Annotated in this window: 15 protein-coding genes; 8 read left to right on the top strand and 7 right to left on the bottom strand. The window is 46.4% G+C overall.

Features of this window, described 5'->3' with window-relative positions; all coding sequences use genetic code 11:
- Positions 1-221: 221 nt before the first annotated feature.
- Entirely contained in the window at positions 222-1,580 is a 1,359-nt protein-coding gene (locus ACUTVW_RS24325; RefSeq protein WP_445648139.1) for an amino acid permease, read from the top strand.
- A 138-nt stretch (positions 1,581-1,718) separates the two neighbouring features.
- Here ACUTVW_RS24325 and ACUTVW_RS24320 read toward each other — a convergent pair whose 3' ends face one another.
- Together ACUTVW_RS24320 and ACUTVW_RS24315 are read right to left on the bottom strand one after the other, a co-directional pair.
- Positions 1,719-2,696, bottom strand: a complete 978-nt coding sequence (locus ACUTVW_RS24320; RefSeq protein ID WP_445648138.1) for an alpha/beta hydrolase — start codon at positions 2,694-2,696, stop codon at positions 1,719-1,721.
- A gap of 16 nt (positions 2,697-2,712) precedes the next feature.
- Positions 2,713-3,327 (bottom strand): TetR/AcrR family transcriptional regulator, encoded by a 615-nt coding sequence (locus tag ACUTVW_RS24315; RefSeq protein WP_445648137.1) that lies wholly within the window; start codon positions 3,325-3,327, stop codon positions 2,713-2,715.
- 371 nt (positions 3,328-3,698) lie between these two features.
- Between ACUTVW_RS24315 and ACUTVW_RS24310 the strand changes: the two genes are divergently transcribed.
- Positions 3,699-5,453 carry a methyl-accepting chemotaxis protein gene (locus ACUTVW_RS24310; protein WP_445648136.1) on the top strand — a complete coding sequence of 585 codons (1,755 nt, stop codon included), beginning with the start codon at positions 3,699-3,701 and terminating at the stop codon, positions 5,451-5,453.
- A 134-nt stretch (positions 5,454-5,587) separates the two neighbouring features.
- On the opposite strand, the gene ACUTVW_RS24305 is transcribed toward ACUTVW_RS24310, so the two are convergent.
- Positions 5,588-6,493 (bottom strand): LysR family transcriptional regulator, encoded by a 906-nt coding sequence (locus ACUTVW_RS24305; RefSeq protein ID WP_445648135.1) that lies wholly within the window; start codon positions 6,491-6,493, stop codon positions 5,588-5,590.
- Between the two features lie 141 nt (positions 6,494-6,634).
- Here ACUTVW_RS24305 and ACUTVW_RS24300 point away from each other — a divergent pair, with 141 nt between their 5' ends.
- Entirely contained in the window at positions 6,635-7,678 is a 1,044-nt protein-coding gene (locus ACUTVW_RS24300; protein WP_445648134.1) for a 2,3-butanediol dehydrogenase, read from the top strand.
- A gap of 220 nt (positions 7,679-7,898) precedes the next feature.
- Here ACUTVW_RS24300 and ACUTVW_RS24295 read toward each other — a convergent pair whose 3' ends face one another.
- On the bottom strand, positions 7,899-8,414 hold the full coding sequence (locus ACUTVW_RS24295; RefSeq protein WP_445648133.1) for a GNAT family N-acetyltransferase: 516 nt from the start codon (positions 8,412-8,414) through the stop codon (positions 7,899-7,901).
- A gap of 702 nt (positions 8,415-9,116) precedes the next feature.
- The gene (locus tag ACUTVW_RS24290) at positions 9,117-9,884 is read right to left on the bottom strand and encodes an AraC family transcriptional regulator (RefSeq protein ID WP_445648132.1); all 768 of its coding nucleotides are present in this window, start codon (positions 9,882-9,884) and stop codon (positions 9,117-9,119) included.
- A 216-nt stretch (positions 9,885-10,100) separates the two neighbouring features.
- Between ACUTVW_RS24290 and ACUTVW_RS24285 the strand changes: the two genes are divergently transcribed.
- From ACUTVW_RS24285 to ACUTVW_RS24265, 5 genes are all read left to right on the top strand, one after another.
- Complete coding sequence (locus ACUTVW_RS24285; protein ID WP_445648131.1) at positions 10,101-12,419, top strand: beta-L-arabinofuranosidase domain-containing protein; 2,319 nt, start codon at positions 10,101-10,103, stop codon at positions 12,417-12,419.
- A 137-nt stretch (positions 12,420-12,556) separates the two neighbouring features.
- Positions 12,557-13,123 carry a Uma2 family endonuclease gene (locus tag ACUTVW_RS24280; protein ID WP_445648130.1) on the top strand — a complete coding sequence of 189 codons (567 nt, stop codon included), beginning with the start codon at positions 12,557-12,559 and terminating at the stop codon, positions 13,121-13,123.
- A 938-nt stretch (positions 13,124-14,061) separates the two neighbouring features.
- Positions 14,062-14,793, top strand: coding sequence for a hypothetical protein (locus ACUTVW_RS24275; RefSeq protein WP_445648129.1), 732 nt, complete (start codon positions 14,062-14,064; stop codon positions 14,791-14,793).
- A gap of 12 nt (positions 14,794-14,805) precedes the next feature.
- Positions 14,806-16,494: a VWA domain-containing protein gene (locus ACUTVW_RS24270; protein ID WP_445648128.1), complete on the top strand. Its 1,689-nt coding sequence runs from the start codon at positions 14,806-14,808 to the stop codon at positions 16,492-16,494.
- 59 nt (positions 16,495-16,553) lie between these two features.
- On the top strand, positions 16,554-17,693 hold the full coding sequence (locus ACUTVW_RS24265) for a toxic anion resistance protein (RefSeq protein ID WP_445648127.1): 1,140 nt from the start codon (positions 16,554-16,556) through the stop codon (positions 17,691-17,693).
- A gap of 74 nt (positions 17,694-17,767) precedes the next feature.
- On the opposite strand, the gene ACUTVW_RS24260 is transcribed toward ACUTVW_RS24265, so the two are convergent.
- Both ACUTVW_RS24260 and ACUTVW_RS24255 read right to left on the bottom strand, forming a co-directional pair.
- The gene (locus ACUTVW_RS24260; protein WP_445648126.1) at positions 17,768-18,487 is read right to left on the bottom strand and encodes a YoaK family protein; all 720 of its coding nucleotides are present in this window, start codon (positions 18,485-18,487) and stop codon (positions 17,768-17,770) included.
- A 128-nt stretch (positions 18,488-18,615) separates the two neighbouring features.
- On the bottom strand, positions 18,616-19,653 hold the full coding sequence (locus ACUTVW_RS24255; protein ID WP_445648125.1) for a cupin domain-containing protein: 1,038 nt from the start codon (positions 19,651-19,653) through the stop codon (positions 18,616-18,618).
- Positions 19,654-19,664 lie beyond the last annotated feature (11 nt).

Genomic DNA, 19,664 nt, shown 5'->3' with positions numbered 1-19,664 from the left:
CGTTATTTGTGTGGGGTGGGATATAGTTTGGTAACATGGGCAACATACCGATTACTTTGTACACTTAAAGGGTATAAATCATAGGCATGTCATATGTTTGGGATGAATTGTCCATACAGAATGGGTGGGCTGTTTCATCATGGATAGGGTATACTGGACTTTATATTGCTCGAAAAATAGACAAGGATTACAAACGTTTTTGTACCTCAGGAGGATTTCAATTGGCTCAGACTCAGACGGAAGAATCATTACAGAAAAAATTAAAACCCAGACACATTACCTTTATGGCGATGGGTGGTGTCATTGGGACAGGCATTTTTAAAGGCAGTGCTGGCACGATTGGGCTTGCAGGCCCAGGTGTCGTTGTGACGTATATTTTTGCCGGATTATTATTGCTTGTAGTTATGGCTGCCATGGCAGAGATGGCTACGGTGTACAAAAATAGAAATATGAAAGATTTTGTACAGGAAGCGTTTGGAAGCAGAGTTTCGTTTATTATGGGATGGATGTACTGCTTCTTGTGGTTATCGGTGTGTGTCATCGAGGTCATCGCGGCGGGCAGTTTTCTGCAATATTGGTTTGCCGACGTACCGTTATGGATGCTCAGTCTGGCGTGTGCAGCATTCATTATACTGGTGAATCTGCTCAGCGTGGGTGTATTTGGGGAATTCGAGTTTTGGTTAGCCGGGATCAAAATTGCCATGATCATTATTTTTATTGTGCTCGGGGCAGGGCTGATCTTTGGTATTATTCCAAGTGATAACACACCTTATCTGCAAAACTACACACAATCTGGCGGGTTCTTCCCGAATGGATTGACGTCGATCTTCTCGGCGCTGCTGGTAGTTATGTTCTCGTATGGGGGATCGGAGCTAATCGGCCTGACCTTGACGGAGACAGAAAATGCAGAGAAAGTGATGCCCAAAATCGTAGGCAATTTCATGTTCAGAATCATTTTATTTTTCACATTACCGATTCTGATCATCTGTGGTCTGATCCCTTGGAATGAGATTGGGCCGGAAAGCAGCCCGTTTGTGCAGGTATTAGCATCCACCGGATTGCCGGGCGCTGCACATATTATGAACTTTATCTTGGTGACTGCGGTGCTGTCCGCGGCGAACTCGGGCATCTATGGAGCATCTCGTATGATGCATTCCATGGCTATTGGAGGCGAAGCTCCTAAAGGACTTGCCAAAACCAACCGCAACGGAAGCCCGATCAATACGTTGCTGGTGTGTACCGTTGTTCTGCTGGCAGGTTCTATGTTAGGACTGTTTGCACAAGATCAATTGTTCAGAGTGTTGCTGGCTGTCCCAGGGTTTGTCGTAATTCTGGTCTGGATCTGCATCGCCGCTTCACAGCTCAAATTGCGCAGGAAATACCCGGTTCAGCCTACATTTAAGGTATGGGGATTCCCTTACATCACCGGAGCGGTTGTTCTGATACTCAGTGTCATTGCTCTGATGTTTGTATTCGATGAGGGAAATCGATTCAGTATCAGCATCTGTCTCGGCGTACTTGCATTCCTGACGATCTGGTCATTGATTCGATTCCGCAAGATGAATAGAAAATCAGCTTAAAGAGCTTAGTACGAAAAGAAGGTACAGAATATCTCAGATCGATGAGATGTCTGTACCTTCTTTGTTAAGCATATGCATGCTGTTTCTTAGAGAAAGATGATGTCTGATTATAACGCGAACTACGGATTTATTTAGTATTTATTTACCTACAACCTTATCCATGAAGCGGTCTACTCTTGCAAAATATTCCGTTGGATAATGATTAATAGCATCGATATGTTCCGTATTGGCTGGATACCATACCTCTGCATTCGGGTTATCCTTCAAGTTCTCATAGATCTTTTCTGAATTTGTATAACTGATTTGTTGATCTCCAGTACCGTGAATGAGCATAACCGGTTTATTTTGCATCTTTTTAACTGCATCCATAGGGGACACGGAATCAAGATCAACGTTGAAGGCCCAATTAGCCATCCATGTGGAGGTATAACCGAATGGGAATGCAGGCAAACCGGAGAATACAGGCAGACCTTCTCTTAAAAATAAACCGGCATTACGAAACGGACTATCTGCCACGACAGCTTCGATATCATCACTTTCACTTGTAGCGAGTAGAGACGTAGCAGCCCCCATAGAGAAGCCGATGACTCCAATGTGTTCGCCTTCCACACCTCTGGATTTCATATATTCAACAGCTGCAAGCAGGTCATATTTCTCACGTAGTCCGAGTGTAATCATCTCACCATCGGATTTACCTTGTGCGCTAAGATCAAAGGCCAATATATTATAACCTTTCGGGATAAAATGCTCTGCCAACTTTGGCGTACGTCCTTTGACGAGGCGATTACTTGTATACCCATGTACAACAATGAGTGTTTTGTTACTTGCTTTGCCGGACACGTTTGCCGGGAAGAAGGTTCCACGTATCGTATTGTCATTTTTCAGACTTTTAAATTGGACTTCTTCATAAGGTGTTTTCTCTATGTTCAGTTCATAGCTTACATTGGTATCTCGTGGATGGTGTAACAGGATGTCTACGACTTTATAAGATATGAAGAACACAACAGTTAAGATAAGTACGAGTGCAATTGCCAGGCTCCACAATAGTTTCTTATATTTTTTAATGCGATCTTTAAATGTCGATTCGAGTTCGATCGATGTTTGTGTTGGATTCATTTTAGTTCCTCCAGTGTTAGTTCTTGCTGTGTTGTACGGGGGCAAACAAATAATAGGCATGTGCCTTCAGGTTTTCCCATTCCGGATGATGAACAATTTCTTCTCCGAGCGTCAGCGCCACTCCATTTAAGAAGGAGATGTAACTCCGTGAGATCATGGCCGGTGAGAAACCGGGGTTGAATTCTCCTATGGATTGCCCCTTTGCATAAACGGCTTCAATCGTATCTGTCATTACTTTTATACTGTCCAGAACCTGTTGAGTAAGCTCCGGGAACCTTATTCGTTGTCCCAGGACAGACTGGACCAGTCGTAACTCATTGGTGTAAGAGTAAATATGGCTGAATTGTTCTTCTACCATGTTCTTAATCAATACTGCTGGTGATTCATCTTGTTGGAGTAAAGCAAGGGACTTCATCTGGATATCTTCAAGTGGTTCCAAGACAGCCGCATGAAACAAAGCTTCTTTACTTGGAAAGTATTGAAATATGGTTCCAGAGGTCACACCGATTTTTTTCGCGATAAGAGCCGTTGTGGTGTTCGAATACCCATTTTCCGCAAACAAGACGACAGCTTCTTCCAAGATGTGTTTACGTCGCTCAAGCCTTTTCTCTTCATTAACAGTTCTAGCCATCCCAATTCTCCTTTCTCTTTTTCGTACATTAATTAATTAACTGATCAATTAATTAATAATATAGACGAATCCATCTTATATGGCAATAGTAAGTTTGATTTTTATGTACATAACGACAAACCTCTAACTACCATGTTGGAGGTTTATCTTTGCCTGCAATCCCCTAAATCCTCTCTCTCCAAAACCCTTTTCAAGGTACCAAATCCCAAAGCTAACACATCAATGATAGCGTTTTTATTTAAATCCAATATTTTCTTGCGTATTTCGACATATTCATATACTATTTTCCCATACTTAGTGCTTCAAACATGTGTTTTTTGGGTACGGCCTAGTCAAAAAGGCTTGGGTTCGTGGGGAGGAAGAGGGAGCAAATGATCGGTTTTTTCAGGAAACGTCTGGTTGTGCGCATTGCGGCTATTGTTACACTGGTCATTACGATTATAGCAGCGGGAAGTATGCTGACGCAGATTGCTAATGTGAAACTTGCTGCGCAGGGGGCTATCACGAGTTACAATATTCAGATTGCCGAGAGTTATGTGAAGCAGCTGGACACAGCAGCGTATGTTGAGTTTGCCAAAGATCCTAAGGAAAATGAGGAGTATCTCCGCATTCGGGATGAATTGGACGATTTCCGAGAGCGTATTGGTGCCAAGTATTTGTATTTCGTTAAAATAGACGATAAAGGAACTCCACTTATCATAGTGGATGGCATGAAGGATCCGGATAAAGCTTCAGCAATCAACGAAGTGACGGATATTCCTGCAGATGCGGTACAGAAGTTACTGAGAGGGGAAACAGCAAGTTCGCCAATTCTTAATAACCCGGAGTATGGTAAATATATTTCTTCCTATGCTCCCATACTGGATAACAACGGTGCTCTTGCAGGTGTGATTGGTATTGATACAGGGATATCTGTTATCGAAGGTATTGAAACGGATATTTTGAAATCAAGTCTTCCGTTGTATGTGATCCTGCTGGTCGCTACATTGGTAGGTATTGCTATAGTGATGTGGTTTATCGTTAGGGGACTACGTCCTCTGCATCCGCTGAAATCGAGTGTGGAAAAGATGGCACAAGGTGAGCTTGCTGAGGCAAATCGCATTTTGACAACATATCGTTTGAAGAGCAAAGATGAGATCGGAACAACGTATCAAGCGATGATACATATGTCAGGGAATTTGAACAAAATCATAAGTGATATGGTTGGAGGAGTGGCTTCAACGACAGACTTGTTATCCGAATCCACCAAAGAGTTTAACCGAAGTACCGAAGAAATGCTTGCTATGAGTCAAAAGGTAGATCGTGCTGTCGAGGAGATCAGGCAAGGTGCCCATACCCAGAAGCAAAGCGCGAGTGACAGTGCACATGCCATGGAAGAGATTGCAAAAGGTATTAACGATATATCTGAATCCTCCAATGTGGTGTCAGATGCAGCAACAACGGCACTGGCTACGGCGGAATCCGGGCAGCAGCGCATGACGGTGATGAAGAAACAGATGGAAAACATCTCGACAGTATCTGGAGAGGTTACCACGATGGTGCAGGTGCTGAACAACTATTCGACTGAAATCGGTGGTGCACTGCATACGGTACGTGACTTCGCAAGTCAAACCAAACTGCTCGCACTGAATGCTTCCATTGAGGCGGCACATGCGGGTGAACATGGGAAGGGTTTTGCCGTTGTTGCGGAAGAAGTGGGGAAATTGGCCGAGGCCTCCAGTACATCTATGGAACGAATTTCTGACTTATTACTTCGTATTGAACAAGAGTCACAGCAGATTGGTTCCCGAATGGGTGTTACTGCTCAGGAGATTGGCCAGGGTGTTTTATTTACAACTGAAGCAGAGCAGGCATTCTCACAAGTTGTGGATGCGTTTCAACTGGTCACCCAGCGCATTCAGGAGGTTTCTGCAGCGGCGGAAGAAATTACGGCTGGTTCGGAAGAGGCGGCAGCTTCGGTCAACACCATTTCACAGATTTCCGCAGGCGTGTCGGATCATTCGGATGAGATTTATCGTTTGATGCAGGATCAATCGGTGATGTTCGGGAAGGTAGCGGAAACGTCTACGATGCTGGAACAGCAGACGAACGAGATGAGTGAAGCTGTAAAACAAGTGAAGGTGTAAAAAAAGAAATAAATACGAAACAGGATCGAAACAAGAAAAGTGCTCTGCCCAAGTGGTGGAACACTTTTTTTGCTTCATGTAGATAGTATCATCGTAGAGACAGCAGTTCATGGGTAACCGTCCTCAGCCACAGATCACAGATGACCCAGTTCTATCGCTTGTTTGAAGCGCCGGGCAAATTGTTCCGCCGCAGCCGCAGCCTCTCTGGATTCGGTCTGCACGAAGCCAATCTGCATCTTGGGTTGCTGGATCTCGGTGATCTCGACCATCTTGATCAAACCATCCTTCGAGAGCGGATGCTGGTGAAAGGAAAAGTCATGTCCGATGGTCGCAGCAATATTATTCTTTAAAACGGTGCTAATCGCTTCTGAATTATTGGTCTTGAACAAGATGGAAAGAGAACCATATTCGTAGGAGAACTCCTGCAGGAAATCCTCAATGAAACCGTCCCGATATAACGCGAGTTTATGTTCTTTTAATTGCTCAGGGGCGATGCGTGTGTACTTTGCCAGTTCTGAATGTTGATGCGTGCATACAACAAGTTTGCTTGAATACATCGGTGTAAAATGTAGCCCATCCAATTCGCGCAGTTGTTTCGCGTAGATGGCAATAAAGCCCAAGTGTGTTTTGTTCATACGAATATCTTCGATGATCTCCATGGAACCTTTCTCTTCAATCGATAACCTTAGTTGCGGATGCTCCCGCTTCATGTCGGCAGCCGATTGCACCAAGTAAGGCATAACACTCGGAAAAGTAGCCACATGAAGATCACCGGTCAATGTAGAGGTGGCTGCATTTAAGGATTTTAATTCATCAATTCGTTGTAAAATGTCCAGCGCCTTGGCGATAAATTGTTTGCCCTCCGTTGTAGGATGAGTCCCTTGTCTGGATCGCTCGAATAGAACCAGCCCCAGCTCTTTTTCCAGGCGCTGAACCGACTGGCTGATCGCGGATTGAGTGACATGAAGATGCTCTGATGCGGCAGAGAATGACTGAGTTTTGGCGATTTCGACGACGTATTCAAGTTGTTCCAGATTCATGCGGATCACCCTTTTTAACATTAGTATAAGTAATGTTAACATAAGTATCTATAAATATGAATAATAAGTGAACGGCGATATAATATATAGACAAGCAGAACATTCTTGTATTAACAGTTTAAATAAAAGGGGATGTACAGGATGAAGGCAGCAGTATGGTATGGTCATAAAGACGTGCGTGTGGAAGATCGCGAGGTTCCGGTTGCTCAGTCAGGACAGGTTCAGATCAAAGTGGAGTATGCCGGAATTTGCGGTAGTGACTTACATGCGTATCATCACGGTGTAGGTATTCAAGAGGGAGAAAATCACCCGCTATCCGGACAAAAAGCACCACTGACACTAGGACATGAGTTTGCAGGAACAGTAAGTGCTCTAGGTAATCATGTAAGCGGAATCAATATTGGTGATCGCGTGGTGGTTGAGCCTCTCTACCACTGTGGGACTTGTGAGTACTGTATTCAAGGTAAATATAATCAATGTACACAATTTGGATTTGTCGGATTGAACGGGGATGGCGGTTTTGCCGAATATGTAGTGGTCGAGGCTTATATGGTACACCCGATTCCAGATCAAGTATCTTTTGAAGAAGGAGCGCTCGTAGAGCCGACCGCCGTTGCTTTCCATGCCGTACGTCATAGTAAGTTAAAAGTCGGAAATAAGGTAGCCGTATACGGAGCAGGGCCGATTGGTTTGTTAACGATCTTGTCGGCAAAAGCAGCCGGAGCTTCCGAGGTATACGCCGTTGATGTATTCGAGGATCGTCTTCAATTGGCAGCCAAACTTGGTGCAATTCCGGTCAACAGCAGCAAGGTGGATGCAACACAGGTCATTACGCAGCAATCGGGCGGAATTGATGTTGCTTATGAAGCAGCTGGCGTGCAACCGACGATGGACAGTGCTGTTTCGGTGATTAAAAAGGGCGGAGAAGTTGTGGTAATCGCCGCAATTCCGACCCCGCTTCATGTGAATTTCATCGACATGTTGGTGAAAGAAGCGAATCTGACAGCTACGCTGGCGTACCGCCACATCTTCCCTGAGGTCATTGCACTGATTGCTGAAGGCGCACTCGATGTGAAGCAAGTTATTACGAAGAAAATTAAGCTGCATGATGTTGTTCAAGATGGACTTGAGCTGCTGATGAGCGACAAGAGTCATGCGAAGATTCTGATTGAGATTGGCGGTTAATTTGGGGGCTAAGGATGGTCTAAGGACGTAAATAATGCGAGATTGAACCGTTAGGTCTAAACGAGAGGGCTGTTCCCCTTGTCATCTACAAGATGGCTGGGGGACAGCCCTTTGTTTTTATGGATACAAAGAGACAGACACAGAATTCTCCAGAATGCATAATTTCTTTTGAAAGTAGTGGTGAAAAAACCTAGTATATGTCTTCTGTTAAGACTCCTCCTTATTCTATCTCGTAACGATAACAGATCGCCTGGCCCCCGCCCGCCACGGAACTGAATTCGAGATCCTCATTAAAGCCAAAACGCTCATATAACCGGATGGCATTCGACATCTGACCGCCGGTATAAAGATACACTATATTTTTCCCCAGCTGCCTAGTCGATTCCACACACCGCTGAAGAAGTTCTCGCGCAATACCGTGTCCTCTCCATGCGGGATCAACGCCCAGCAGACGAATAAATGGATAATCAATCGGCAATTCGAAGTTGGGGTAGGCGTTATGCGCCGTTTCAAACAACTGAACGGTGCCGACAATCCGGTCCCCGATCTTAGCTATCCACAGTTCAGTCAGGTACGGATTGTCCAATGATTCCCGGATATCTTTCAGATAAGCTTCCCATCGATCCGATTGCTCAAACGAATGCTGGTATTCCGCATAACTGGCAACCAGAATATCAACAATTTCAGCATGATCAGCTGGGGAAGCAAGGTGAGTCGTAATGGAAGCCGTTGTCATATTTTAATTCTCCTTATCTTATGAGTAAAGTGGGAAATGATGTTTCTATGCATTATAGCATAGCGGGTTCAAACCAATATAATTGGAATGTTCTATATGAACGTTTAACATTTCTATACCTGGATATGAGGTATCTAAGGATAAGGACGTTTGATCTGTTGCTAGAATAAAAGCAGAAGAGAGGAGGGGGAAAAGGGATGAAAAAAATCTAACGATCTCCACAGACGCTATTTGCCGCTTTTTAGGCAGCAAGAAATTTAACGATCCCCAGAGAGCTTATTTTGGGAAAATCGCCTCTTTTTCACCTGCAAAGACTGTTTTTAAACCAAATAACGTTCCTGGTGATCGTTAGATTTTCAATCTATCTAGTTTGGGCTAAATAGGCTTCCTGGTGATCGTTAGAAATTGGCCCAAGCACGATCTCAAGTGCCCATTGCCCAAGTGCTCCGGTGCTCCGGTGCTCAAGTGCCCAGTGCTCAAGTGCCCAGTGCCCAAGTGCTCAGTGCTCAGTGCTCAGGTGCTCCGGTGCTCAAGTGCTCAAGTATCCAAGTACTGAAGTGTTAAAGTGCCCATGTGTGTGGGGATCTCACTAAGTATCATCAAGCATCATTTATAGTAACCATTATGCCAGGCTATACAGCTCTACGCATCTATGCAATCAGTCTATACAACTATTCATCTCTATGCAGATCTATGCGGAGCCTATAAACGATTCAGCTGTGTGCTGTACAGGTGATTGCGATATTCGGTGGGCGTACTGCCCTCGTGCTGTTTGAATGTGCGCAAAAACAGTTTGTAATCCGCGAAGCCGCACTGTGCCGAGATCTCCTTCACACTGGCGTTGGTGTTTAGCAACAGTTGTTTAGCTCGATGCATGCGTTCGGTGAGGATGTATGCTTTGAGTCCGATCCCTTTCTCTCGCTTCACCATTTTGGAAATATAGTCCTTGTTAAAATTAAAGTTCTCCGCAATCTCACTCACCGTAATATTCAGATGCAGATGGATATCGACCCATTTACAGATGTGATCCACCACGGCATTATGCGAGCGATAATCGGTGCGCAGATTACGTTCTATTTCTTTGAACAGCAATAACGCAGCGGCATTCGCCTCTTCCGAAGAGAAGGAGGATACGTGCAACAGCTGTTTGAACAGCTGATTGGCCATGGAGGGAACTTGAATGGTCGAATGGGTTGGAAAGTCACAGAATAGGCCAGGCGCTGCCCCGTAATGTATCCAATAGAAGCTGACTGGTGTGTCACTGATCCGGTAACCGTAGTGAGTCTGTCCGGCCTTTAGAAATAGCAGATCATGCGCGCGAACAACATACTTGGCCTCATCCTCCGCGATGTACATCTCACCTTCCAGCATCAAAATCAGCTCATGAACGGGCATGCTGCGCCGCATATGGCTCCAGTTCCCTTCCGATATGAATTTCCCGCACAGGTAATGTTCAAGTGGCTTTGACATAGGACGGATTTATCCACCTTTTCTTGGATTCTGGGTCTGATATAACTGTAGTTTATTTGATAATATGAGGACATTCAAGGGTGTGAATGAGAAGGCGGAGATAAGTCTTGGTCTGAGTAGAACACGGATTTTACCCTTTATTGCTGAATTTATCCCTGGTCCTATATGAAAAAGAAATCATTTGAAGTCATTCCGAATGCCAAAGGAGCGAGCCGCATGATCGTTACGAAAAAAGGATTTTTAAGCCCCGCGCACGTTAATTTGCTAAAAGGCCCATTTCAAACGTCACAGCATACCGGAGAACACTACTTGTTATCTCTGGATATTGACCGTTTTCTGGCTCCCTGTTATGAAGTTCACGGGTTAACATCACGTAAGGAACGTTATGCAGGCTGGGAGGCACGCTCGATCAGCGGACATTCCCTCGGACACTACATGTCGGCTCTCGCGGTAACGTATCAGGCGACGGGCAACTCCACTTTAAAGCAAACGCTCGATTATGCTGTAAATGAACTGGCAGCAATTCAACAGACGACGGGCAGCGGATATGTCGGAGGTTTGTCTGAGGAGGCTTTCCGTATGGCTTTTCGTGCGGAGCACATTGGCGGATTCAACATCGGTGAATATTGGGTTCCGTGGTACAGCGTGCACAAAATCTATCGTGGTCTGATTGACGCTTATCAAAAGACGGGCAATGAGCAGGCGCTTGCGGTGGTTACACGTTTCGCGGATTGGGCAGTGACAGGACTGAGTGCCATGACCGAGGAGCAGATCCAGACGATGCTGATGTCTGAGCATGGCGGGATGAACGAAGTGTTTGCCCAATTGTACGGAATTACAGGAAATTCAGCCTATTTACAAACGGCCCGGCATTTCACGCATCAACTCATTCTGGAGCCGCTGGAGCAGGAGCGGGATGAGCTGCAGGGAAGGCATGCGAACACCCAGATTCCCAAAGTAATCGGTGCAGCCGAAATCTACAACCAAGACCCTGCACAGACATCGTACCGGACAGCGGCACAATTTTTCTGGGATACAACCGTGAAGCATCGTTCTTATGTCTTTGGCGCAACGAGTATATCCGAGCATTATGAGGCAAAAGGTATGGAGAGCCTTGGCATCAAAACCGGAGAGAGCTGCTGTACCCACAACATGATGCATTTGACGAAGCAGCTATTTGCCTGGAGCCCGGACAGTGCCTATATGGACTATTATGAGAACGCGGTCTATAACCATATCCTTGGCACACAAGACCCGGTTACGGGCAACAAAACCTATTTTGCTTCCACCCTTCAAGGCCACTACAAAATCTACGGTACACGCGATACCGCCTGGTGGTGCTGCACAGGATCAGGCATGGAGAACCCCGGAAAGTATGCAGAGGCTATCTATTATGAGGATGAGCAAGATCTTTATGTGAACCTCTACATCGCTTCGGAGCTGGAATGGGCATCACAGGGATTGGTACTAATGCTGGAAACCGACTTCCCCTATTCGGAAAAAGGTACACTGACAATCACCGAAGGCAGCGCCTCGGCTTGTCTAAGACTACGTGTGCCGTCCTGGCTCCGGGAGCCGATGACGGCAACCGTAAACGGGGATTCGGCCCAGTCGTATACCCGCCTGGAACCCGGCTACTTGTCTATCGACCGCACATGGTCAGCGGGCGATGTCATCTCCATTACGCTGCCGATGGCTCTGCGTAAATATACAGCCAGGGATGACGCTCACAAGGTGGCATTCCAGTATGGCCCGATTGTGCTTGCTGGTGCGCTAGGTAACGAAGGGCTTCCCGAGGATACCATTATCGACGAAACTGCACTGAATCCGAAGACAGCTCCGGTGCCCGTTATCCGAACGGAAGAAGAGGATGTGAACCAATGGATCAGGGTTGTTGATAAAGGGACGCTTACGTTTGAACTTAGCGAGGAAGTGACGTCCACCAGGGAAGCTGTGAAGCTGATTCCGTTCTATGATGTGCATCATGAATTCTACACCGTGTATTGGGCATTGAACGATGAAGGGGATGCTGTGGAGAAAGCGCTGAACGATATCACCATCGACAGCGTGCAGCCAGATGGTCAGCAGGATGAGATTGGGCATCAACTGGAGAGTAACTGCCGCGGAGAGCAGTACAATGGCTCAGGTACAGACGGCCGTAACAGGTTGTATATGTGGCGTGAGGCATATGGGATGAAAGATGCGGCATTCAGCTACCGCTTGGCTGTAGAGCCGGACGCATTGAATCATTTGTGCGTAGCCTATTGGGGTGGGGATTACCTACATTTTGACCGAGAGGGAATCCGGTATGAGCGGCAGTTTAACATTTTGGTGGAAGATGTTGTTGTAGGGGAACAGCGCATTCACATGAACAAGATCGGAGAGGTGTTTCGTGTCAGCTACGAGATTTCGGAAGAGATCACGAGAGGCAAAGAGATTGTGACGGTAACATTCCAGGCGATCGGGGACAACGGCTGCGCCGGGAAAGTAACGGAGGTTCGCACAACACGCAGCAGACCGGAGTTTTTCGTGTGAGCGTCCAGTAACCATCATCTGTTCGATGATCCATATGAAATACCTTTATTGCAGTGATATAATGGATGCAGTGCAAGTGCATACCATGAGTTATAGAACAAAAGGTATACAAAGAAAATATTAAAGGAGGTGGGGTTGTGTCAAAACCTGATAATACTGGCGTTTACCGCTTTGAGGACTGGTTAACTTGGGATGGAGCGTGGGAATTGATTAATGGAAAGGCATATAATATGTCTCCTGCACCTACCTCCTTACATCAGTTTATTGTGGGCGAGCTGCACTTTGCTTTACGAACGTTTTTTCAAAATCGGAGATGTTATGTTTTTGTTGCCCCCTTTGACGTTTTTTTCAGCGAAAGTGAGCAATATGATATGCCCGATCATGTCGTGCAACCCGATCTTTCCGTGGTATGTTCCAACGATCAGATCTCCAAAAGAGGTTGCCTTGGAGCACCTTCACTTATTATAGAGGTGTTATCGCCTTCAACGGCACTTAAGGATTTTAATGAAAAATTTAATCTATATCAGAACTATGGCGTGAATGAATATTGGATTGTTGATCCAGGGAATCAGACGGTTCACGTGTATACATTAGAGGATGGGCGATATCAGACGCGTCACTTGTTCTCTGAAAAAGAAAAGATACAGTCTGTATTATATCCCGACCTGAGCATTTCACCGGATGTACTCTTCAAACTTGGATAAGTCATTGGCTGGGTAGAGAATATCTGTTTTTTAGTTGGTTTCTAGCTATAGTTAGTCATGTTGGTCCTGTCATGCTGCTCGGTGCAATGCTCGAAATTCTAACGATCCGTACGGAGCTTATTTGAGCGATTTAGGCATGTTGAGAATTCTAACGATCACCAGCGACGTTATTTCAGCCAAAACGGGTCAAAATTAACGAAATCACATCTCAAATGTGAATATAGCTTTCCTCATGATCGTTACGTATGGAGTCGGGCTAAAAAACACCAAATAGCGTCATCTGTGATCGTTAGCCTGATGCCTGGTGAGTGAATTCGGATATGGATGCGACGCATATTAACGTAACAAAGACGAAATGGGAGGTATTCGCCGTTTCGTCTTTTTGGTGTGCGATTCCTTCATTAAATTCCCTTCTCCCAGCTCCTCTACTTCAGCCTGCCAAGACAAGTCTTATATAAAAAATGACACGCAACCCCATCTTCCACGTATTACCGGATAACATTTCATTTACCACGAACGCGCCTCTGGAATTCCTGGCTGTACAGCAGTTCTTCTGATCTACCAAGTTGCAAAGCTCGTTCTGTGTTGTCCCTGAAAAGGATAATGGGATAAGCTCAAGCCACGTATATTACTATTATGACTACTGTTCCGGCATCCATAACCTATGGAATACCCTTACCAGCGCGAGGTTTTACTCAAAAACCAATCAAGAGTTCAACATGTACCAGTCAAGAATTCTCAAACACCAGTCAAAGATCACGTAACCATCATTTCAATCTAATCAATAACCATTCTAATATTAACGTAAATACCCTATCTATTTTCCAATCCTATCCACCTGAGAGCGTTCACATCATGTACAATAACAATAAGGATGACAGGAAATAAACGACAGGAAGTTCTATTATCTAACATGAAAGGAGGCCTTAGAATCGACCATGACCAGGTACATACAATTCTTTGGACTCATCCTCGGCATCGTGGCGGTGAATGTTCTGGCCTTCTCACCCGGTTTTGCCGGAATGGGATTCGGAGAGAGTGCATTCCAGACAGCACTTTCCGTCACGGTGCTCTTTGGTAGCGTGCTTGCACTCTTCTATGGCAGTTACAATTTATTGTTCAAACAGCCAGTGGTTTTACCTGTGAGACAGATCGAAACCCATGAAGATTATGTGGAAGCTTTATCTTTTTACAGACGCATCAAAATCCTTGAAGAAGATATTACGCTCGGCTTGTCCCAACTGAACCGGATGAAAAAGAAGAAAGAGACCCTGATGAACGTGCTTCATCAACGGTTTGATCCCGGCGAGCTGAGCTTTAAGAAATTCGCTATGGTCACGGAAGAGGTAGAGAAGCTGTTATATCTGAACATCCGCAGCATATTGAATCGACTGAACGTCTTTGATGAAGCCGATTATGCGAGCATGTTGAAAGCCAAATCCTCCACGATTCCGCAGAAGCTTTTTCAGGAAAAAACGAAAGTTTACAACGATTATCTGACCTATGTGAAGGATTCCCTTCACACAAATGAAGAGATTTTACTGAAGCTGGATCAACTATTGCTGGAGATATCGCGCCTGGACAGTGTTGAAGCCGGAGATATTGAACGGATGCCTTGTATGCAGGAGATTGATGAGTTAATCAAGCACACCAAATTATATAGACAGTGAGGGGTTGCACCTATGGCAAAGAAAGGAAAGTTTTTTCTCATATCGATCATCATGCTGGTACTTGTGTTTGGTCTCGTTTATGCAGGAATCACACTGACATCGAACTTTGGCAAGTCTACCACACAGGTCACAACCGAAAATGCAGGTAAGGAACTTGGCAAATTGTACGCGGACATTGCACCAGCTACAGCAGAACCGGTCAAAGGACAGATTGACCTTGATCCCGTAGATGTCGCAGAATCCTTGCCAGATATATCAAAATTCCAGGTTGCGGTGGAGAACACCACCAATGATTTCGTTGAAATCTTCTCCTCCACCGAGAAATCAGGCAGCGGAGTAGATGGATGGTTAACCGAGGTCGCAGAGGCCTTTAACCAAGCAAAGATTACAGCCGGCGGCAAACAAATATCGGTCAAAATCCGCAACATTGCTTCTGGTACAGCCACGGATTACATCAAGTCCGGCAAATATGTTCCAGATGCGTTCACGCCTTCCAATGAGCTGTGGGGCGAGATGGTGGAAGCCAGTGGAGTGAAGACCAAGCTCATCTCGAAACGGCTCGTAGGCAACGTACCGGGCATTGTCATCTCCAAAGCCAAATATGATGCACTGGTGAACACCTACGGTTCCGTGAATGTAAAAACGATAACCGAGGCCATTGCGAATAACGAGCTTACGATGGGATATACCGATCCATTTGCCAGCTCCACAGGACTGAACTTCCTGGTTACCGCATTAAATACGTATGACAGCGCGAATCCTTTGGGTGACAAAGCCATTCAAGGCTTTGAGAAATTCCAGGCGAATGTGCCATTCACAGCGTCCACCACGATTCAGATGCGGGAAGCGGCCAAGTCGGGCAGACTCGATGCTTTTGTACTGGAGTATCAGACCTATGTGAATACAGCCGATCTGAAGAGCGGATATGTGTTTACCCCATTTGGCGTAAGGCATGACAGCCCGCTGTATGCCCTTGGTCAATTGCCGCAGAACAAACAGGAGATTATCCAGAAGTTTGCCGATTTTGTCACGCAAGATCAGTATCAGAAAAAGGCAGTGGAATTTGGATTCAACGGTCTGCAAGATTACAAATCCGAGCTGGCTACGGTGGATGGCAATACATTACTGTCTGCGCAGAAAGTTTGGAAAGAGAAGAAAAACGGCAATAATCCAATCGCCGCGGTATTTGTTACGGATGTATCCGGAAGTATGGCGGGGGAACCACTCAACCGTCTTAAAGAATCGTTGCGCAAAGGCCAGAAGTATCTGGGTACCGACAACAGCATTGGCTTGGTTTCTTACTCCAGCGATGTAACCGTGAACCTGCCGATTGCCAAATATGATACGAACCAGCAATCCATGTTTGTCGGAACGGTGGATAGCCTGCAAGCTAGCGGGGGGACAGCGACATTTGACGGCATCGTGGTTGCGATGAAGATGCTGGAGGATTACAAAGCGGCAAACCCTAACGTGAAACCGCTGATCTTTGTCCTGAGTGATGGGGAGACGAACGAAGGACATTCGCTTAAGGATATTCGAGACTTGGTGGAAACGTACAAAGTACCGATCTACACCATCGGATATAACGCCGACATCAAAGCGCTGGAGAGCATCTCCAGCATTAACGAGGCAGCCAGCATTAACGCGGACACTGACGATGTCGTCTACAAAATCGGAAACCTGTTTAACGTACAGATGTAAGTTTATATTAACGTTCAGATGTAAGCATGTACGGATGTAACTAAAAGGGGGAACAGCGGATGTCGTTTACGATGGAAATACCTAGCCAGAAGGAAATTCAAAAGGTGATTGAAGAAGAGATCAAACCGGTGCCGGCTGAGGTCGCGGAACTGCAACAGGTAGCAACTTCGAATGTGGATATGATCATGAACCTGGACCTCGAATCCTTGGAGAAGCGCAAAGAAATTTTGCAATCCATTGACGGTTTCGGCATGAACACCATGCGATCCTCTTCCGAGAAAAACGCGTTGCTTCAAGTCTCCGTTGGACATCTGTCCAAGACCGGAGACGAGGGCGGTCAGGTCGCCAAAGGCTTGACCGAGCTGCACATGCAACTGAAGGATCTCGACCCGAGCGTGGTCGATTTCGCCAAAACAGGCTTTCTGGGCAAGCTGTTTAATCCGCTGCGCGCGTATTTCCTCAAGTACCAGAAAGCCGACGTTGTCATCGCCGACATTGTCGTTTCACTCGACAAGGGCCGCGCCACGCTGCGCAATGACAACACCACGCTTGAGATCGAGCAGCAGAGCCTGCGCGAACTGACCAAGCGGCTGCAGAAGGAGATCCAGCTCGGCATGTTGATGGATGAGTCTATCGATACACAGATTGAGACAGCCAAGGTTCGCGGTGAAGACCACGAGAAGGTTCGTTTTATTACCGAAGAAGTATTGTTCCCACTGCGTCAGCGAGTCATGGATCTGCAACAGATGCTGGTCGTAAACCAGCAGGGGATTATGGCGATTGAAGTGGTCATTCGCAACAACAAGGAACTCATTCGCGGTGTGGATCGGGCGAAAAATGTGACGATCTCCGCGCTGAAGATTGCAGTCACCGTTGCCAGTGCACTATACAACCAGAAGATCGTCTTGCAGAAAATCGAATTGCTTAACCGTACCACGAATGATCTGATCGCTGGCACATCCAAAATGCTGAAAGATCAGGGAACAGCGATCCAGAAGCAGGCTTACGAAGCAAGTATTTCGGTGGATACGATGAAGCAAGCCTTTACGGATGTGCTGTCTGCGCTCGACTCCATCTCGGTCTACAAACAGGAGGCGTTGCCAAGAATGCGCGAGACGATCGGTCAGTTCCGTGAACTGGCAGAGACCGGGGAACAACAGATTCAGCGGCTGGAAAAAGGACAGAAGCTTGGTTTGTGATCCGTAGCTTGGTTTGTAGTTATCATTATTTATATTAAAGAACTCAAAAAAACGGTTGACCCGCAGATTCGGGGTCAACCGTTTTTTGTACGCTGCATATAGACTACATAGGGGATAACCAGGACAAGAAACAACAGAGCCGCAAGGAGCGACAGGAACAGACCGCCATAGGCAAGCATCAAGGCGCCCAGTGCCGCACCAATGACAAAAATAAACCAGGACAGTGCCAGCACGGCCCACTCGGACGCCGGAGCTTTACCACGTACAGCTTTGGCCAGGGCTTGACCAATACCAAATAGCGTACCCGAAACAAAACCTTTGCCTACATCTGCATGGGCGACCATCTGGTGCATTGTATTTTGCATGCCCATCGCCATAGCAATCGGGAACATGATATATGGTTTGTGGGACTGCAAGAGTAGTACAACGGCGAAGAGAAACAAGATGCATTCGACGGTTAATATCAGCGTCATGTGTTTCCTGCTCCAACATTCTGTAATGAACGTGCCGACAAAGGCTCCTGCAATGAATAACAAAATGACTGTGCCGGTTGTAGCCCACACCCCGTAATTTGCCTCAAAAAGCGCGATACCCAGCTTGGTACTGTTGCCACTCATAAAGGATAAATAAATTTTACCCATTCCCAGATACCCGATTGAATCGATAAAACCAGCAAGCAGCACCAGCACAGATGATAACAAAAGCCGGGAAAGTCCCGGCTCCAGACGTTCTAGGGTATGTCCAATACTCTCGTTGTTAACTTTCGCGGAAGACGAGTCATGTACGGAATGCATAGGCATCTGTCCTCCATTTTCAGGTAAACATCAGGTTCGCTCAATCTCGCTTAAGTTTAAGTTACCATTCCCTTAACTGAGCTAATCTTCTGGAATGAACCTTGCACACTCACTTATAGTCTTCTTCGTTATTTTCCCTTGATCTGATCCGGGGCAATAAACAACGTATCGTCAGGGAGCTGTTCTGCCTCCCCGCGGGAAATGCCCAGGTTCGTGGAGAGCACGTCTACCGGATTGCCTGAAATCCACTCACTCAGGTCAATGGCTTCATAGTGTCCACTGTTAAATCCAATCAGTACACGGCAGACGTCATCACCCGTATTTTTGATGTAATGCCCCGCACCCATCGGGGCGTAACCAATGTCTCCTGCTTCGAACTGTTCAGTAACAGCCTGCCCTTCGGCCAGAAATACGGTCATTTCTGCAGTGCCGCTGATATAGTACTGCCACTCATCCGCATTGGGGTGCCAGTGTAGTTCCCGCAGAGCGCCTGGTTGAAGCTCGATCAGAGAACCCGCCATCGTAGTGGAGATCGGGAAGTCTTCCACGGTTACCGTACGCTGGGTACCGCCGCCTGGTGCCCGCCGCGGCTGTTTGGCGTGTAATGGATAACGGTGTGGGGTGGTCAGCTCAGAATTACGACGATAAGTTGCTGAGGAGGAGCTGTCATCGGGTACCGGACCTTTGGCAAAATAGGCTTCCCCCTGATTGAGCTTGGCTGCTTGCTCGAGGGAGATGCCAAGGTTCTGGGCAACAATGGCGTCTGGTGTCTGAGTCAGAAAGTCGGTAATACTGAACGTGTGATCCTCCGAGAAATCCCCATTATCAAAAATCAAAATAAAGTGGCACTCGTCCGGTCCGAGACCCTGAATGGAATGACCATATCCACGCGGGAAATACCATACATCTCCGGGTTCAAAGGTATCGGTATATGAATGTCCGTCCGGATGAATAACGGTTGTGCGGCAGGAACCACTAATAACATATGCCCACTCGGCCGCATTTGCATGCCAGTGCAGTTCACGCATGCCGCCTGGCGCAAGGCGCATGGACACTCCAGCGATACCTATGGATGCGGGGAAATCATGGACCGAGGCTCCGCGAGTGATACCGCCGGGACCGGTACGGGGTTCCTTTTGCTCAAGACGATACTTGAAAGATTTCATCATCATTCCTC

The organism is Paenibacillus sp. TSA_86.1 (assembly GCF_052691815.1).
The sequence above is the reverse complement of the archived record's forward strand: the minus strand, read 5'-3'. Positions and strand labels throughout refer to the sequence as shown.

Bases quoted from the DNA above. Each gene is read 5' to 3' on its own strand.
- ACUTVW_RS24320 (WP_445648138.1), bottom strand. From the start codon at position 2,696: ATGAATCCAACACAAACATCGATCGAACTCGAATCGACATTTAAAGAT.
- ACUTVW_RS24315 (WP_445648137.1), bottom strand. From the start codon at position 3,327: ATGGCTAGAACTGTTAATGAAGAGAAAAGGCTTGAGCGACGTAAACAC.
- ACUTVW_RS24310 (WP_445648136.1), top strand. From the start codon at position 3,699: ATGATCGGTTTTTTCAGGAAACGTCTGGTTGTGCGCATTGCGGCTATT.
- ACUTVW_RS24305 (WP_445648135.1), bottom strand. From the start codon at position 6,493: ATGAATCTGGAACAACTTGAATACGTCGTCGAAATCGCCAAAACTCAG.
- ACUTVW_RS24300 (WP_445648134.1), top strand. From the start codon at position 6,635: ATGAAGGCAGCAGTATGGTATGGTCATAAAGACGTGCGTGTGGAAGAT.
- ACUTVW_RS24295 (WP_445648133.1), bottom strand. From the start codon at position 8,414: ATGACAACGGCTTCCATTACGACTCACCTTGCTTCCCCAGCTGATCAT.
- ACUTVW_RS24290 (WP_445648132.1), bottom strand. From the start codon at position 9,884: ATGTCAAAGCCACTTGAACATTACCTGTGCGGGAAATTCATATCGGAA.
- ACUTVW_RS24285 (WP_445648131.1), top strand. From the start codon at position 10,101: ATGATCGTTACGAAAAAAGGATTTTTAAGCCCCGCGCACGTTAATTTG.
- ACUTVW_RS24275 (WP_445648129.1), top strand. From the start codon at position 14,062: ATGACCAGGTACATACAATTCTTTGGACTCATCCTCGGCATCGTGGCG.
- ACUTVW_RS24270 (WP_445648128.1), top strand. From the start codon at position 14,806: ATGGCAAAGAAAGGAAAGTTTTTTCTCATATCGATCATCATGCTGGTA.
- ACUTVW_RS24265 (WP_445648127.1), top strand. From the start codon at position 16,554: ATGTCGTTTACGATGGAAATACCTAGCCAGAAGGAAATTCAAAAGGTG.
- ACUTVW_RS24260 (WP_445648126.1), bottom strand. From the start codon at position 18,487: ATGCATTCCGTACATGACTCGTCTTCCGCGAAAGTTAACAACGAGAGT.
- ACUTVW_RS24255 (WP_445648125.1), bottom strand. From the start codon at position 19,653: ATGAAATCTTTCAAGTATCGTCTTGAGCAAAAGGAACCCCGTACCGGT.